This window comes from Cellulomonas sp. SLBN-39, assembly GCF_006715865.1.
Lineage (GTDB): Bacteria > Actinomycetota > Actinomycetes > Actinomycetales > Cellulomonadaceae > Cellulomonas.
The window spans coordinates 1,501,174-1,516,469 of the sequence record NZ_VFOA01000001.1 but is presented as its reverse complement, the minus strand read 5'-3'; the positions used below and the strand labels follow the sequence as shown (position 1 = coordinate 1,516,469).

The window sequence follows — 15,296 nt, the reverse complement described above, 5'->3', positions numbered from 1 at the left end:
AGGGCCTGGACTGGGCCCGGCCGTCGTCCCCGACCCCGCCGAGGCCTGCCCGTGCGCACTCCGCTCCCCTCCCCCGTCACCCCGCCCGCGCCCGCCGCCCTGGCCGACGCCCTGGCCGCCGTCGCGGACGGCACCGCGCCGGACGCCGCGACCGCCGAGGTCCTGCTGCACGCCCGCGGCGACGACCTCGACGGGCTGCTCGACGCCGCCGGGCGCGTGCGCGACGCCGGGCTCGCCGCCCGCGGGCGCGCGGGCGTGGTCACGTACTCGCGCAAGGTGTTCGTGCCGGTCACGCACCTGTGCCGGGACCGGTGCCACTACTGCGTCTTCGTCGACACCCCCGGCGGGCTCGCGCGCCGCGGGATCGCGCCCTACATGGAGGCCGACGAGGTCGTCGCGCTGGCCGCGCAGGGGGCGGAGCTCGGGTGCCGGGAGGCGCTGTTCACGCTCGGCGACCGCCCCGAGGACCGCTGGCCCGCCGCCCGGGACTGGCTCGACGCGCGCGGGTACGCCTCCACGGTGGAGTACCTGCACCACCTGGGCACGCGGGTGCTGGCCGAGACGGGCCTGCTGCCGCACATGAACCCCGGCGTCATGACGTGGGGCGAGCTCCAGCGGCTGCGCCCGGTGTCGCCGTCGATGGGCATGATGCTCGAGACGACGTCGCGCGACCTGTGGGCGGTGCGCGGCAACGTGCACTTCGGCTCCCCCGACAAGGACCCCGCGGTGCGGCTGCGGGTGCTCGAGGACGCGGGCCGCTCGCGCGTGCCGTTCAGCACCGGCCTGCTGCTGGGCATCGGGGAGACGTACGCCGACCGCGTGCAGACCGTGCTGGCGATCCGCGACGTGCACGCCCGGTTCGGGCACGTGCAGGAGACGATCGTGCAGAACTTCCGCGCCAAGCCCCGCACGGCGATGCAGGGCGCGCCCGACCTGGGCACGCAGGAGTACGTCGCCGCCGTCGCGGTGACCCGCCTGCTGCTCGGCCCCGACGCCGTCGTCCAGGCGCCGCCCAACCTCACCGACGCCGGCGAGCTCGCGCTGCTGCTGCGCGCCGGCGTCGACGACTGGGGCGGGGTCAGCCCGCTGACGCCCGACCACGTCAACCCCGAGCGGCCCTGGCCGCACCTGGACGACCTCGCCCGCCTGACCGCCGCGAGCGGGTTCACGCTGCGGCAGCGGCTGACCGTGCACGCGCCGTACGTGCGCGACCGCGAGCGCTGGCTCGACCCGGCGCTGCACCCGCACGTCGCCGCGCACGCCGACGCGACAGGCCTCGCCGACGAGCAGGCGCCCGTGCGGGGCGTGCCGTGGCGACCGGTCGTGCTGTCCGCAACGGCGGACGGGACGGGGCCGGACGGGACGGGGCCGGACGGGACGGGGCCGGACGGGACGGGGCCGGACGGGACGGGGCCGGACGGGACGGGGCCGGACGGGACGGGGCCGGACGGGACGGGGCCGGACGGGACGGCGACGGGCGGGACGGCGGTGCTCGTCGACGACGTGCGCCGGGCGCTCGCCCGCGCGGAGGACGACCCCGCGGGGCTGACCGACGCGCAGTACGCGACGCTGCTGGGCGCGGACGGCGCCGACCTCGACGCGCTGACGGTGCTGGCCGACGCGGTGCGGGCCGACGTCGTCGGTGCGGAGCTGACGTACGTGGTGAACCGGAACCTGGACGCGACGCTGTGGCGGGGCGTCGGCGACGAGCGGCCCGACGCGCTGGGCCCGGCCGAGGTCGCGGCGCTCGTCGAGGAGGCGTGGTCGCTCGGTGCCACGGAGATCTGCGCGCAGGGGGCGGTGCCCGCGTCGGCCGGCCCCGAGGGGTACCTCGACCTCGCCCGGGCGGTGAAGGCCGCCCGGCCCGGGGTGCACCTGCACGCGTTCCGCCCGGCGGAGGTCGACGACGGCGCCCGACGGACGGGAATGACGCGGGCGGCGTACGCGGCAGCGCTGCGGGACGCGGGGGTGGACACCGTGCCCGGCACCGGCGCGCGGATCCTCGACGACGCGCTGCGGGCGGTGCTCTCGGACGGGCAGGAGGTCTCGGTCGCGGACTGGCTGGACCTGGTCGCCACCGCGCACCGGGCGGGGCTGCGGTCCACGTCGACGCTGGTCTACGGGCACCTGGAGGGCCCGGCGCACGTGGTGCGGCACCTGCGGCTGCTCGCGGCGCTGCAGGACGAGACGGGCGGGTTCACCGAGCTGATCCCCATGCCGTTCGTGCCGGGCGACGCGCCGCCGCACGTGGCGCGCCTCACCCGGGGCGGGCCGACGCCGCGCGAGACGCGGGCCGTGCACGCGGTGGCACGCCTCGCGCTGCACGGGCGGGTCGACCACGTGCAGGCGGCCTGGCCCAAGCTCGGGGTGGACGGGGCGCTGGCGGTCCTCGCGGGCGGCGCGGACGACCTGGGCGGGGTGCTGCTCGACGGGACGCTGCGCCCGGACGCCGGGCCGGAGCAGGGCCTGCAGCTGACGGAGGCGGACGTGGCCCGGGTGGCCGCGACGCTGGGGCGGCGCGTGCGGCGGCGGTCGACGACGTACGGCACGCCGACGACCACGACGGCGCCGGTCGCCGCGCGGGTCGCTGCGCCGGGGGCCGCCCGGTGAGCGCGCCGACGGTCGAGCGTCGGGCGGTCACGGCGGCCCCGCGCGCCACGACCACGGACGTCGTGGTCGTCGGGGCCGGGATCGCCGGGATCGGTCTGGTCACCCGGCTGCGGCGCGCGGGCCTGACCGACGTCGTCGTCCTCGAGCGCGCCGACGACGTGGGCGGCACGTGGCGCGACAACCGGTACCCGGGGGTCGCGTGCGACATCCCGTCGCACCTGTACGCGCTGTCGTTCGCGCCGCACGCGGGGTGGTCGCGCACGTACGCGCCGGGCGCGGAGATCCAGGAGTACCTGCGCACGGTCGCGCGCGAGGAGGGCGTGCTGGAGCACGTGCGGCTGGGCAGCCCGGCGGAGCGGATGACGTGGGACGCGCACGCCCGCCGGTGGCACGTGGACACCCCGACGGGCCGGGTCGACGCGCGCGTGCTGGTGCTGGCGACGGGCCGGCTGACCGAGCCGCGGCTGCCGGCGGTGGCCGGCCTCGACACGTTCGGCGGGCCGGTGGTGCACTCCGCGCGGTGGGACGACGACGTGCCCGTCGACGGTGCGCGGGTCGGCGTCGTCGGGACGGGCGCCTCGGCGGTGCAGCTCGTGCCGGCGCTGGCCGCCCGGGCCCGCGAGCTCGTCGTGCTGCAGCGGTCCGCGCCGTACGTGGTGCCCCGCGAGGACCGCCCGTACAGCGCGGCGGAGCGGGCGGCGTTCGCGGCCGACCCGGGGGCCATCACGGCGCTGCGGGAGCGCGAGGCCGCGGTGCTCGAGCCCGGGCACGCGGCGCGGCGGCGGGAGCCGGACGCGGTCGCGGCGCTGCGCGGGCGCGCCCTGGACCACCTGCACGCCCAGGTGCCGCCCGGCCCGCTGCGGGACGCGCTGACCCCGGACCACGAGGTCGGCTGCAAGCGCGTGCTGCTCTCGGACGACTACTACCCGGCGCTGCGCCGCCCGCACGTGCGGCTGCACCCCTCGCCCCTGGCCCGCGTCGGGCCGGGGCACGTGGTGGCGGCCGACGGCGCGGCGCACGCGCTGGACGTGCTGGTGCTGGCGACCGGGTTCGCGGCGGCGGACCCGCCGTACGCGCCGCGGGTCCGCGGCCGCGGCGGGCGGACCCTGGCCGAGCACTGGGCGGACGGCATGACGGCGCACGCGTCCACGGCGGTGCACGGGTTCCCCAACATGTTCCTCGTCGACGGGCCGAACGCGGCGCTGGGCCACTCGTCGGGCGTCGCGCTCATCGAGGCGCAGATCGACTACGTGCTCGGCGCGGTGCGGCACCTGACGGCCCCGGGCGCGCCGGTGCTCGAGGTGAGCGCGCAGGCCGAGGCCGCGTACACGGAGCGCATCGACGCCATGGCCCGCGGCACCGTGTGGATGACGGGGTGCCGCTCCTGGTACGTGGACCCGCGCAGCGGGCGGCTGACGCTGCTGTGGCCCGGCACGACCCAGGAGTTCCGTGAGGCCAACGGCACGTTCTCGCCGGATCCGTACCTGGTCGGGTGACCGAGGAGCGGCGGACCGTGGGAGCGGGTCCTCCGACGTCCACGCACCCGCCCTGTGCTCATCCGTGTCGACACACGTCGCAGGGGGGTTGACTCCGCGCAGACGTCAGACAAGTATCCCGCCGTGCCCCCTCCCGCACCCGATCCTGTGCCCGGTCCCAGCCCTGCCCCGCTCCTGGCGCTCGGCGACGAGACGTACGTCCAGCTCGTGACCTTCCGCCGCTCCGGCACGCGCGTGCCGTCGCCCGTGTGGGTGGCCCGCGACGGCGACGCCCTGGTCGTGACGACCGACGGCGAGAGCGGCAAGGTCAAGCGCCTCGCCCACGACCCGCGGGTCGAGCTGCGGCCCTGCACGGTGCGCGGCCGGGTCGACCCCGCGGTGCCCGCGGTCCGCGCACGGGCGCAGGTGCTGACGCCCGAGGAGGCGGGACCGTCCGCCGAGGCGGCCCTCGCGCGCAAGTACGGGTGGCGGTACCGGGCGATCTCCGCCGTCGGGCGGCTGCGCGGGCGCACCCAGGACCGCGTGCTGCTGCGCATCGTGCGCTGACACCCGGCAGCGGGCGCCCGGTCACGGCGGGGCCACGTCCCGGCCGCCGCGCGACCGGTGATTGCCTAGTTGCGCACAGACGCAAACAAGGCCCATGATCGGGCGGTGCTGCGCGCCCTCGCCCACCCCGTGTACCGCCGGCTCTTCGTCGCCCAGGTCGTCGCGCTCGCCGGGACCGGGCTGGCCACCGTCGCCCTCGGGCTGCTCGCCTACGCGCTCGACCCCGCCGGGGCGGGCGCCGTCCTCGGCACCGCGCTGGCCGTCAAGATGGTCGCGTACGTGCTGGTCGCGCCGCTCGCGACGGCCGCCCTCGCCCGCGTTCCCCGCCGCACGGTCATGGTCGGCGCCGACCTGCTGCGCCTGGCCGCGGCCGCCGCGCTGCCCCTCGTCTCCGAGGTCTGGCACGTCTACCTGCTGATCGTCGTGCTCCAGGCCGCGTCGGCCACCTTCACGCCGACGTTCCGCTCGGTGATCCCCGACGTGCTGACGGACGAGGACGACTACACCGCCGCCCTCTCGCTGTCCCGGCTCGCGTACGACCTCGAGGCCGTGCTGTCCCCCGTGCTCGCCGCCGCGCTCCTGCTGGTGGTCCCGGCCGGGGCGCTGTTCGGCGGCACCGCCCTCGGGTTCGCCGCGTCGGCCGTGCTCGTGGCCGCCACAGCGGTGCCGCGCGTCGGCGGCGGCGCCGACGGCGGGCCGGTGCCGTTCGGGCAGGCCGCACGCCGCGGCGTCGCGCTGTTCGCCCGCACCCCCGAGCTGCGGGCCATGCTCGCCCTCGACCTCGCCGTGGCCGCCGCCGGCGCGCTCGTGCTGGTGCAGACCGTCGTGGTCGTGCGCACCACGTTCGAGCGGCCCGAGGCGCTCGTCGCCGTGCTGCTCGCCGTGCACGGCGCCGGGTCCATGGCCGCCGCGGTGGCCCTGCCGCGCGTGCTGCGCCGTCGCAGCGACCGCGTCGTCATGCTCACCGGCGCGGCCCTCCTGACCGTCACCACGGCCGCCGCCGCCGCGGTGCTGCTCGCCCCGCCCGCACCCGCCGGGCTCGTCGCCGTCGGGGCGCTCTGGGCGCTGGTCGGCGTCGGCTGGGCCGCCGTCGAGACGCCCGCCGGGCGCATCCTGCGCCGCAGCGTCGCGCCCGTCGACCTGCCGGCGACGTTCGCCGCGCACTTCTCGCTCTCGCACGCCTGCTGGCTGGTGACCTACCCGCTGGTCGGGTGGGTCGGCGTGCACGGACCCGGCACGGCAGCGGCGGTCGCCGCGGTCGTGGCCGCCGCCGCGACCGCGCTCGGCGCGTCCCTGTGGCCCCGCACACCCGCGGTCGCCCCCGCGCCGGACGACGCCCCGGCCGCCGCCCGCGCGTGAGCACGTGCCAGCATGGGGGCGTGGACACCCACACCACGGACGCCGCGCCGCCGCCGCCGACGGCCGCCGTGCCGCCCGACGTCGAGCTCGCGCACGCCGTCGACGTGCTGCGCCTGCTCGCGGACCGCACCCGCCTCGCGGTGCTGGCCATGCTCGACGGCACCGAGATGTCCGTGACCGCGATCGCCGAGGCCCTCGACCGCCCCGTCCCGGCCGTCTCCCAGCACCTCGCCCGCCTGCGTGCGGGCCGGCTCGTCACCGCCCGCCGCGACGGCACCACCGTCTGGTACGGCCAGCCCGACGAGCACGTCGCCGCCCTCGTGACCAACGTGCTGCAGCACACCGAGCACGCCCTCTACGAGACGCCGCCGCACCACCGCACCGGCTGACGGGCCGCCGGGTCCGCGCGCCTCACGCCCCGAGCAGGGCCTCCGCACGCGCCAGGAGCTCGGCCGCCCGGGTCGCACCGACCTCGTCGCGCATCTGCTCGCGCAGCGCGAGCGCGGCCCGCAGGTCGACCGCGGCCGCCGCCGGGTCGCCCTGCTCGAGCGCCGCCCAGCCCCGGTGCAGGTGGCCCCCCGCCGCCGTGCGGACCAGTCCGAGCTCGGCCGCGACCTCCAGACCCCGCGTCGCCGCGGCGTGCACCTCGTCCCACCGCCCCAGCAGCGCGAGGTACGCGGCCAGGTACAGCTGGGCGCTGCCGTCCGTGAAGACCGCCACCTGCGCGCGCGGCCGGGTCCGGGGGTCCTCGAGCGTGACGATCGTGCGCCGCACGACGTCGACACCCCCCTCGACGTCGCCCTGCCGGACCAGCACGCCGGCGAGGGCGAGCATCGCCTGCGGGACACCCTCGCGGTCGCCCGCGGCGCCGAGGTGGTGGACCGCGCGGCGGGCGTCGACCGCCGCGCTCTCGAGGTGGCCGGCACGCGAGCGGATCCACGCGAGGTAGTGGCACGCCCACCCCAGCACCCGGTCGTCCCCGGTGCCGGTCGCCGCCCGCTCGGCGCGCTCCGCGTGGGCCAGCGCCGTCGTCACGTCGCTGCGGCACTCCAGGTGCACCCAGGCGAGGTAGCCCTCGTGCACCGCCACGAGCCGGTCGTCGCCCAGCGCGTGCGCGGCGGCCGCCGAGAGCGAGAAGACCTCGAGCCACGGCCCGCCGTGGGCCCACAGGTCGGAGAACCAGTGCAGCGCGTCGGCGACCTCGACGACGCGGGCGTGGTCGCCGTGCGCGGCCGCGCGGCGCAGCGCGGCCGTCCACGTCGGGGCCTCGGCGCGCAGCCACGCGCCCGCGTCGTCGGGGCCCCGCGCGGCGACGAGGTCGTCGTCCGACGCGACCGGCTCGAGGTCGGGCTCGAACCACCGCCCCAGGGCGACCACCGCCCCGAGCACCCGGGCGTCGAGCGCCGCGCGCACCTGCGCCGTCCCGTCCGGCCCCTCCTGGCGGTCGAGCTCGTGCCGGGCGAACAGGCGCAGCAGGTCGTGCAGCTGGTAGCGGTCGCCGGGGCGGTGCTGCAGCAGGCTGAGGTCGACCAGCTCGTCGAGGAGGTCCTCGGTGCGCCACAGGTCGGCGCCGACCAGCGCGGACGCGACCTCCGGCCCCGCGTCCGGGGCGTCGAGCAGCCCGAGCCGGCGGAACAGCCGCTGCGCACCCGACCCGAGCTGCTCGTACGAGGTGACGAACGCCGCGGCCACGCGCAGGTCGCCCGCGGCGAGCCCGTCGAGGCGGCGCTCGTCGGCGCCGAGGCGCTGCACGAGGTGCGCGACGCCCCACCCGGGCCGGGCGGTGACGCGGTTGCCGGCCACCCGCAGCGCGAGCGGCACCCCGTCGCACAGCGCCGCCAGCCTCTCCAGGTCGCCCGGCTCCCCGCGGCCGGGGGCGATCCGGTCGAGCAGCGCCACCGCGTCCGGCGGGGCCAGCCGGTCGAGCACCACGCGGGTCACGCCGTCGAGCCCGGCGAGGGTGCGCCGGCTGGTGACCAGCACCGCCGCCGGCCCCTCGGGCGGCACCACGGGACGCACCTGCGCCTCCGACGCGGCGTTGTCCAGCACCAGGAGCACCCGGCGGCCCGTGAGCAGCGCCTGCACCTGCCGGCCCGCGGCCACGGGGTCGACGGGCGTGGTCCCGGGGGCCAGGGCCTCGCCGACGCGGCGGACCACCTCGTCCGCGGGCACGGGCAGCTCGTCGACGCCGCGCAGGTCGACGAAGAGCGCGTCGTCGAACCCGTCCCGCACGTCCCGCGCGACCTGCACGCCGAGGGTGGTCTTGCCGTAGCCGGGCGGGCCGGTGACGACGACGAGGGGCGACGGCCCGCCCGGGGCGGCCCGGCGCAGCGCCGTCCCCAGCACCTGCCGCTCGCGCCCGCGCCCGGTGAAGTCGGCCACGGGCCGCGGCAGCGGCAGGGCCTGCAGGGCCGGGGCGGGCGACCGGCGCCGGCCCGCCCGGGCGGCGCGCAGGAGGACCGTCCGGGCGTCGCCGTCGAGGCCGAGCGCGTCCGCGAGCGCGACGACGGTCCGGTGCTGGGGGCCACGGCTGACCCCGCGCTCGATGTCGCCGATGCCGCGGTCGCTGACGCCCGAGGCCTGCGCGAGCTGCTCGATCGTCAGGTCCGCGTCCTGCCGGTGCTGGCGCAGCAGCGCGCCGAGCCGGTCCTCGTCCACACCGCCCCCTCTCGCCGGGGCAGGTCCGTCGCCAGTCCTGCCGGTGTTCTTCCTGGTGGGCGCGCGGCACTGCGCGGTTCGATCGTGCCAGGACGGCGACGCGGGGTACACGGCCCCGTGGGGGCCGTGACCTCCAGCCCGGCGACGGCTCCAGCCCCTGCGCCGGTCGGCCCGTCGACCGTCCTCTCTGGCGAAGGAGACCCGCATGCCCACGATCACCACGGCCGACGGCACCGAGATCTACTACCAGGACCACGGCCAGGGCCGCCCCGTCGTGCTGAGCCACGGCTGGCCGCTGTGCTCGGACGCCTGGGAGCACGAGCTGAAGGTGCTCGCCGACCACGGCTACCGCGCGATCGCGCACGACCGGCGCGGTCACGGCCGGTCGACCCGGACCAGCGCCGGGCACGACATGGACACCTACGCGGCGGACCTCGCGACGCTCGTCGAGGCCCTCGACCTGACGGACCTGGCGGTGATCGGCCACTCCACGGGAGGCGGCGAGGTCGTCCGGTACGCGGCGCGCCACGGCGCGGGCCGGGTCACGAAGGTCGTGACGGCCGGTGCGGTGCCGCCGGTGATGCTGCAGTCGCCCGCCAACCCGCAGGGCACGCCGATCGAGGCGTTCGACGGGATCCGTGCGGGGGTGCTGGCCGACCGGTCGCAGTTCTACCAGGACCTCGCGGTGCCGTTCTTCGGCGCGAACCGGGAGGGGTCGACGGTGTCCCAGGGGCAGCGGGACGACTTCTGGCGGCAGGGCATGCTGGCGGGGCTGCAGGCGGCGTACGACTGCGTGAAGGTCTTCTCCGAGACGGACTTCACCGAGGACCTGAAGGCGCTCGACGTGCCGATCCTGATCGCGCACGGGGACGACGACCAGATCGTCCCGATCGCGGCGGCGGCGTACCGCGCGATCGACCTGGTGAGGCTGGGCACGCTGCGCGTGTACCCGGGCGCCCCGCACGGCATCGTCGGGGCGTACCAGGAGGCGTTCCTCGCGGACGTCCTGGAGTTCCTGGCCGACTGACGTGCCGCGGTGCCGCGGGCCCCCGGGTCCGCGGCACCGCCGTCAGGCCGGCCCGCGAGGTGCGCGCGGACGGGTGTCGGCGTCCTGGGGCCCGAGCGGGCGGAGCACCCGGCAGGGCACGCCGGCGGCGACGACGCCGGGCGGGACGTCACGGGTCACGACCGACCCCGCGCCGACGACGGACCCGCGCCCCACGGTCACGCCGGGCAGCACGACGACGTGCGCACCGAGCCACACGTCGTCCTCGATCCGCACGGGCAGCGAGTACTGCTGCAGCGTGGCACGCAGGTCGGGGTCGAGGGGGTGCCCGGCCGTCGTGATCGTGACGTGGGGGCCGAACATCACGCGGTCGCCGACGTGCACGTCCGCGTCGTCGACGAAGGTCGTGCCGAAGTTGGCGTAGAAGTCGTCGCCGACGTGCACGTGCGAGCCGTAGGCGACGTGCAGCGGCGGCTCGACCCAGGCCTCGCGCCCGAGGGTGCCGAAGAGCCGGTCGAGGATCTCCCGTCGCTCGGCGGTCTGCGAGGGGCGCGTCACGTTGTAGTCGTGCGCGAGCTCCTTGCCCTGCACCCGCTCGGCCTCGAGCGCCTCGAGGCCCGGGCCGAAGTCGCGGTACAGCGCGCCGGCGTTCATGCGGGCGCGGACGTCGTCGTGCTCGGGTGTCATGCAGCGCTCCTCGGCTCGGCCGCGACCGCGGCGTCGCGGGCGCAGCACATCGTGGCACGGGCCGCCGTGGGCGGGCGGGCGCTCACCCCGGCCGCGGCCCGGCCATGCCGGTGCGGACCTGGTCGAGGCAGGCGCGCAGCGCGGCGAGGTAGTCGTCGTACGGCGCGTCCGGCTCCCACAGCTCGTACGCGGTCTGCTGCGCGGCGAGCGCGAGGTTCACGGCGAGGGCGGCAGCGGGGCGCTCGGCGGGCGGGACGCGGTCGGTCACCCAGCGGCGCAGGTCGTCGGCGAACCGGGCGCCCAGGTCCGAGGAGTAGGCGATCAGCGCGGGCGAGGTCTGCTTGAGCGCGCGGACCAGGTCCATGCGGTCGGCGCGGCCCTCGCTGACGCCGAGCAGCACGGCGCTCAGGGCGTCCCAGGTCGGCTCGTCGTCGGGCCGGGCCTCGAGGAGGGGGCGCCAGGCGGCGGGCTCGCCGGGGGCGCCGTCGAACAGGACGGCCTCCTTGCCGGCGAAGTAGTTGAAGAAGGTGCTGCGGGAGACGCCGGCGGCGGCGGCGATCTGCTCGACGGTGACGGCGTCGTAGCCGTGCGTGCGGAACAGGTCGAGGGCGGCGCGGCGCAGCGCGGTCCACGTGGCCTGCTTCTTGCGCGCGCGCAGCCCGGGGGTCGGCTCCTCCATGGGAGGACTGTCCCACGGAGTCGGACGACGCGGTGCAATCTTGTACTCAGTCCAGGTTTCGCTTAGCGTGGCGACGGGCCGCCCGGTCCGCCCCCACCGACGAGACGGAGACCGCCGTGGTCGACCTCGGAGTGCACTACTGGAGCTTCTCGAGCCCGGGCCCGACGGCGCAGATCGCCCCCACCCTCGCCCGCACGGCGCAGGTCGCGGAGGCCGGCGGCGTCGCGAGCTTCACCGTCATGGACCACTTCTTCCAGATGGACGGCATGGCGCCCGCCGAGGAGCCCATGCTCGAGGGGTACTCGACCCTCGGCTTCCTCGCTGGCGTGACGTCACGGATGACCCTCGGCCTGCTGGTCACGGGCGTGATGTACCGCCACCCGGGCATCCTCGCGAAGACCGTCGCCACGGTCGACGTGCTCTCCGGCGGGCGCACCCGGTTCGGGATCGGCGCGTCCTGGTACGAGCGCGAGCAGCGCGGCCTCGGCGTGCCGGTCGTGCCCGTGGCGGAGCGGTTCGAGCGCCTGGAGGAGACCCTCCAGATCTGCCTGCAGATGTGGAGCGACGACGACGGCCCGTACACGGGCACCCACTACCAGCTCGCCGAGACGCTCAGCTCCCCGCAGCCGCTGACCCGGCCGCACCCGCCGATCCTCGTCGGCGGCGGCGGCGAGAAGAAGACGCTGCTGCTGGTCGCGCGGTACGGCGACGCGTGCAACCTGTTCGGCACCTCGCCCGAGGAGGTCGCGCACAAGCTCGACGTGCTGCGCGCGCACTGCGACGCCGAGGGCCGCGACTACGACGCGATCACGAAGACCGTGCTGCTGGGCGGGCCCGTGCTGGCGGACGTCGACGCGACGCTGGCGGCCGCCGAGCGGTACGCGGCGCTGGGCGTGACGGAGGTCCAGGTCACGCCCGCGGGCGACCCGGTCGCGTTCACCGAGCAGGTCGTCACCGACCTCGTCCCCCGGCTGCGGTCGATGGGCTGACCCGTCGGGGTCGCGGGGTCCGTGCCCCGCGACCCCGTCATCCACGGGCCCCGGGGGCGGTCCCGACGCCGCGCACGTCGGGTCGGGTGGTGGCCTCCGGGTCGAACCACGTGGTCGTCGGGAGTGGGGCGCCCGGGAGGTGGAGGGCGACGGCCGCGCGGGCCGACGGGCCGACGGGGACGTCGTGCAGGGTCCAGCCCGGCGGGTCGCCGGCCGGGTCGTCGAGGTCGTCGGCGCCGGGGTCGCGCTGCAGCCCCGTGCCGAGGCCCTTGAGGTACGCCTCGGTGCGGACCCAGGCGCGGGCCAGCGCCGCCGGGTGGTCGGCCTCCGGGACCAGGGCCAGGCGCGCACGCTCGCGCGGGTGGAGCACCTCCGCCACCGCCCGGGCGCGCGCCGCGTCCGGGACGGCCTCGACGTCCACCCCCACGCGCACGTCGGCCACCGCGACGAGCACCAGGCCACCGCCCGACGACAGGGAGAAGTGCACGTCGCCGTGCCCCCCGGCGAGCACGGGGCGCCCGTGCGGCCCGCCGCAGCCGACGCAGGGCTCCCGCTCGACGACGACCTGGTCGGCCGGCACGCCGAGCACGCGGGCGAGCACGTCGTGCAGCACCGCACGGGCCTGCGCCCGCCCGGCCCGCACCACCTGGACGGTCGCGGTCACGACGGGCGGACGTCGTCGGTACCCAGCCGGCCCAGCGCGCGGTCGAGCGCGGCGTGCACGTCGGGGCCCGCGACGCCGAGCTGGAGGGCGACGAGCGCCAGCCGGTCGGCCGCCTCGTCGAGCGCCCCGGCGTCGGGTGCGGGGCGGGCGTCGGCGACGACGGTGCCGTGGCGCCCGGCCGAGCGCACCCACCCCTCGCGCGCGAGCTCGTCGTAGACGCGCTGCACGGTGCCGCGCGCGATCCCCAGGTCGGCGGCCAGGTGCCGGATCGTCGGCAGCCGGGCGCCCACGGGGAGCGCACCGGACGCGATGAGGCGCGCCACCTGCTCGCGGAGCTGCTCGAAGACCGGGACGGACGACGCCGGGTCGACCTGGACGATCACGCCGGCGCCCACCCCGGCTCCCAGCCGCGCGGCGGGCGCGGGCGCGCGGCGAGCAGCTGGACGACGGACACGACGAGCCCGGCGAGCACGGCCACCACCTGGACGGGCCCCCACCACGCGGCGTCGGCGGTGACGGCCGTGGAGACGACCCAGGTGAGCGTGAGCACCGCCGTCGAGAGCTCGAGGTGCGCGACCGAGCCCGCCGCGAAGGCCCGCAGCCGGGCGTCGAGCCGCTCCGCGCGCGGCGTGAGGACCGGCCGGCGGCGTCCGACGACGCGGGCGCGCGTGAGCTCGGCGAGCCCCACGACCGCGACACCCAGCACGCACGCGACGACCGGCCCGGTGCTGCCGAGCGCGAGCGCGAGCACCGTGACGGCGACCGCACCCGTGGCGACGCCGCGCGCGACCCGCACGTGCGGCGCACCCGGCAGCGGCTCGCGCGGCGCGAGGGACGCGCTCACCGGCCCTCGCACCCGCGGCAGCCGGAACGACTCGGCGACCAGGGCACCGACGACCACCCCGGCGACGCCGAGGAAGAGCACGTCGGCCAGCGGGCTGAGGTCGCCCACGCCCACCCGCACGGTGCCGTACCAGCGGATGCCGACGACAACGGCCAGCGCGACGCCGAGCAGCCCTCCGACGAGCCGGTGCGTGCGGTGCCGTGCGAGGTACCGGCGCACGACGGTCTCCTCGTCGGCGGGCACGAGGGAGCCCCCGGCGAGCCAGGCGACGTCGTGCGGCGAGGGGCGGACCCGCGCGGCGGCCGCGACCAGGACGGCCAGCAGCAGCAGGGGGACGACGAGCAGGACGGCGGATCCCACGCCATCACCTCCGGTGTCGTTCCGTTCGAACCATTGGCACAGTACATTAGGCCAATGACGTCCGACCCCACCACCCCCGGCTCGACCGCCGACCCGCAGGTGCTCGGCCTCGTCCCGGCACCCCGCCGGCGCACGGTCGCGCTCACCGCGGCCCTCTCCGCCCTGCTGCTCGTCGGCGCCTGGTGGTCGACCGCACCCGTCCCCCGGCTGACCGACGCGCACAGCGGCGGCGGCGCGGCCGACGACCTCGGCGACGGGCGCGTCCTCGTCGGCGTCGTGCTCGAGCGCGGCGGCGTCGGCCCCGTCGACGTCCTCGGCGTCGACGACGTGCCGGGTGCCCGCGTGCTGGGTGCGTGGCTCGAGACCACGCCCGCCGGCGCCCCCGACGACGACCCCTTCGGTCCGGGCGGACCCGGCACCCCCGCCCCCGGCTCGCCGCTCGGCGACGCCCAACCCCTGCCCGCCCGCTCCGAGGCCGGCGACGGCGGCTGGCTCGTCGTCCTCTGGGACGTCGACGACTGCGCGGCTCTGCAGGAGCAGGCCGTCGCACCCGTCGCCCGCATCCGCACCGCCGTCGGGCTCGCGATCGACACCCCGCTGCCCGATCTCGCCTCGCCCGCGTCCGTGGCCTGCACGGACGCGTGACACCGGCGCCCCGGCCCGCACCCGGCCTCCCGGCGGTACGCACCGGCCGGCGGTAGCGTCGGCGCGGGGGTGGTCGCCGTGCTGCTGCAGGCGCTCGGGGCGGTGCTGACGCCCGCGCTCGCGGTCGCCCTGAGCCCGTTCCCCGTCATCGGCGTCGTCGTGGTGGTCAGCGGCACGCACGGGCGCCGCACCGGGCCGGCGTTCGCGCTCGGGTGGCTGCTCGGGCTCGGTGCGGCCACGGCGCTGGCGGTGCTCCTGCTCTCCGGGGCCGCGGACGCGGCGAGCACCACCGCCACCGTCGTCGACGTCGCGCGCGTCCTGGCCGGCGCCGCGCTCGTCGTGCTCGGCGTGCGCACCTGGCTGCGCCGCGCCGGCGACGGCCCCAAGGAGCCACCGGCGTGGATGGCTTCGCTGGCCACCGCGTCCCCGGGCGGCGCCCTTCGGACGGGCCTGCTGCTGGGCGGCGCCAACCCCAAGAACCTCGTCCTGGCGTCCGCGGCGGTCGCGGCCGTCGTCGAGACGGGCGTGCGGGGCGCGACGCTCGCGGTCGCGGTCGGGGTGTTCGTGCTCCTCGCGTCGTCGACCGTGCTCGCCGCCGTGGCGGTGGGGCTCGTCGGCGGCACCGCCGGCGCCGCGGCGCTCGACCGCACGCGCGCGCTCATGGTCACGCACAGCGCCGCCCTCACGGCCGCCGTGCTCGTGCTCATCGGCGCGAACGTGCTCGGCGGCGGCCTCGACGGCCTCGGCCGCTGA

At 77.8% G+C, this 15,296-nt stretch carries 15 protein-coding genes; 9 read left to right on the top strand and 6 right to left on the bottom strand.

Annotated elements, in window-relative coordinates; all coding sequences use genetic code 11:
- Nucleotides 1-51: 51 nt before the first annotated feature.
- The 5 genes from FBY24_RS06885 (at nt 52) to FBY24_RS06865 (ending at nt 6,400) form a co-directional block, all read left to right on the top strand.
- Nucleotides 52-2,610: a bifunctional FO biosynthesis protein CofGH gene (locus FBY24_RS06885; RefSeq protein ID WP_142159219.1), complete on the top strand. Its 2,559-nt coding sequence runs from the start codon at nt 52-54 to the stop codon at nt 2,608-2,610.
- Nucleotides 2,607-4,106: an NAD(P)/FAD-dependent oxidoreductase gene (locus FBY24_RS06880; protein ID WP_142159217.1), complete on the top strand. Its 1,500-nt coding sequence runs from the start codon at nt 2,607-2,609 to the stop codon at nt 4,104-4,106. The genes FBY24_RS06885 and FBY24_RS06880 overlap by 4 nt, the downstream gene beginning before the upstream one ends.
- A 123-nt stretch (nt 4,107-4,229) precedes the next feature.
- Complete coding sequence (locus FBY24_RS06875) at nt 4,230-4,652, top strand: PPOX class F420-dependent oxidoreductase (protein ID WP_255432272.1); 423 nt, start codon at nt 4,230-4,232, stop codon at nt 4,650-4,652.
- A gap of 105 nt (nt 4,653-4,757) precedes the next feature.
- Complete coding sequence (locus FBY24_RS06870; protein ID WP_142159215.1) at nt 4,758-6,011, top strand: MFS transporter; 1,254 nt, start codon at nt 4,758-4,760, stop codon at nt 6,009-6,011.
- A 20-nt stretch (nt 6,012-6,031) separates the two neighbouring features.
- Nucleotides 6,032-6,400, top strand: a complete 369-nt coding sequence (locus FBY24_RS06865) for a metalloregulator ArsR/SmtB family transcription factor (RefSeq protein ID WP_142159213.1) — start codon at nt 6,032-6,034, stop codon at nt 6,398-6,400.
- Nucleotides 6,401-6,422: 22 nt separating this feature from the next.
- Here the strand turns inward: FBY24_RS06865 and FBY24_RS06860 are convergent, their stop codons facing one another.
- Entirely contained in the window at nt 6,423-8,669 is a 2,247-nt protein-coding gene (locus FBY24_RS06860; protein WP_160158452.1) for a helix-turn-helix domain-containing protein, read from the bottom strand.
- Between the two features lie 205 nt (nt 8,670-8,874).
- Here FBY24_RS06860 and FBY24_RS06855 point away from each other — a divergent pair, with 205 nt between their 5' ends.
- The gene (locus FBY24_RS06855) at nt 8,875-9,696 is read left to right on the top strand and encodes an alpha/beta fold hydrolase (RefSeq protein ID WP_142159209.1); all 822 of its coding nucleotides are present in this window, start codon (nt 8,875-8,877) and stop codon (nt 9,694-9,696) included.
- 42 nt (nt 9,697-9,738) lie between these two features.
- On the opposite strand, the gene FBY24_RS06850 is transcribed toward FBY24_RS06855, so the two are convergent.
- Both FBY24_RS06850 and FBY24_RS06845 read right to left on the bottom strand, forming a co-directional pair.
- Nucleotides 9,739-10,362 carry a sugar O-acetyltransferase gene (locus tag FBY24_RS06850; protein WP_142159207.1) on the bottom strand — a complete coding sequence of 208 codons (624 nt, stop codon included), beginning with the start codon at nt 10,360-10,362 and terminating at the stop codon, nt 9,739-9,741.
- Between the two features lie 82 nt (nt 10,363-10,444).
- The gene (locus FBY24_RS06845) at nt 10,445-11,041 is read right to left on the bottom strand and encodes a TetR/AcrR family transcriptional regulator (protein WP_142159204.1); all 597 of its coding nucleotides are present in this window, start codon (nt 11,039-11,041) and stop codon (nt 10,445-10,447) included.
- A 116-nt stretch (nt 11,042-11,157) separates the two neighbouring features.
- On the opposite strand from FBY24_RS06845, the gene FBY24_RS06840 reads away from it, so the two are divergent.
- Nucleotides 11,158-12,030: an LLM class F420-dependent oxidoreductase gene (locus tag FBY24_RS06840; protein ID WP_142159202.1), complete on the top strand. Its 873-nt coding sequence runs from the start codon at nt 11,158-11,160 to the stop codon at nt 12,028-12,030.
- 37 nt (nt 12,031-12,067) lie between these two features.
- Here the strand turns inward: FBY24_RS06840 and FBY24_RS06835 are convergent, their stop codons facing one another.
- Genes FBY24_RS06835 through FBY24_RS06825 form a run of 3 tightly spaced genes read right to left on the bottom strand, consistent with a single transcriptional unit; the run spans nt 12,068 to nt 13,898 of the window.
- Entirely contained in the window at nt 12,068-12,694 is a 627-nt protein-coding gene (locus FBY24_RS06835; RefSeq protein WP_142159200.1) for a 4'-phosphopantetheinyl transferase superfamily protein, read from the bottom strand.
- Nucleotides 12,691-13,077, bottom strand: a complete 387-nt coding sequence (locus tag FBY24_RS06830; protein ID WP_142159198.1) for a GntR family transcriptional regulator — start codon at nt 13,075-13,077, stop codon at nt 12,691-12,693. Before FBY24_RS06830 ends, FBY24_RS06835 begins: the two co-directional genes overlap by 4 nt.
- Entirely contained in the window at nt 13,074-13,898 is an 825-nt protein-coding gene (locus FBY24_RS06825) for a hypothetical protein (protein ID WP_142159196.1), read from the bottom strand. The genes FBY24_RS06830 and FBY24_RS06825 overlap by 4 nt, the downstream gene beginning before the upstream one ends.
- Before the next feature lie 54 nt (nt 13,899-13,952).
- Between FBY24_RS06825 and FBY24_RS06820 the strand changes: the two genes are divergently transcribed.
- Nucleotides 13,953-14,543 carry a hypothetical protein gene (locus FBY24_RS06820; protein ID WP_142159194.1) on the top strand — a complete coding sequence of 197 codons (591 nt, stop codon included), beginning with the start codon at nt 13,953-13,955 and terminating at the stop codon, nt 14,541-14,543.
- Nucleotides 14,544-14,621: 78 nt separating this feature from the next.
- Nucleotides 14,622-15,296, top strand: coding sequence for a GAP family protein (locus tag FBY24_RS06815; protein ID WP_160158451.1), 675 nt, complete (start codon nt 14,622-14,624; stop codon nt 15,294-15,296).

What these genes read in the sequence shown, in the direction of transcription:
- FBY24_RS06855 (WP_142159209.1), top strand. Translation starts at nt 8,875, where the DNA reads ATGCCCACGATCACCACGGCCGACGGCACCGAGATCTACTACCAGGAC.
- FBY24_RS06850 (WP_142159207.1), bottom strand. Translation starts at nt 10,362, where the DNA reads ATGACACCCGAGCACGACGACGTCCGCGCCCGCATGAACGCCGGCGCG.
- FBY24_RS06820 (WP_142159194.1), top strand. Translation starts at nt 13,953, where the DNA reads ATGACGTCCGACCCCACCACCCCCGGCTCGACCGCCGACCCGCAGGTG.
- FBY24_RS06845 (WP_142159204.1), bottom strand. Translation starts at nt 11,041, where the DNA reads ATGGAGGAGCCGACCCCCGGGCTGCGCGCGCGCAAGAAGCAGGCCACG.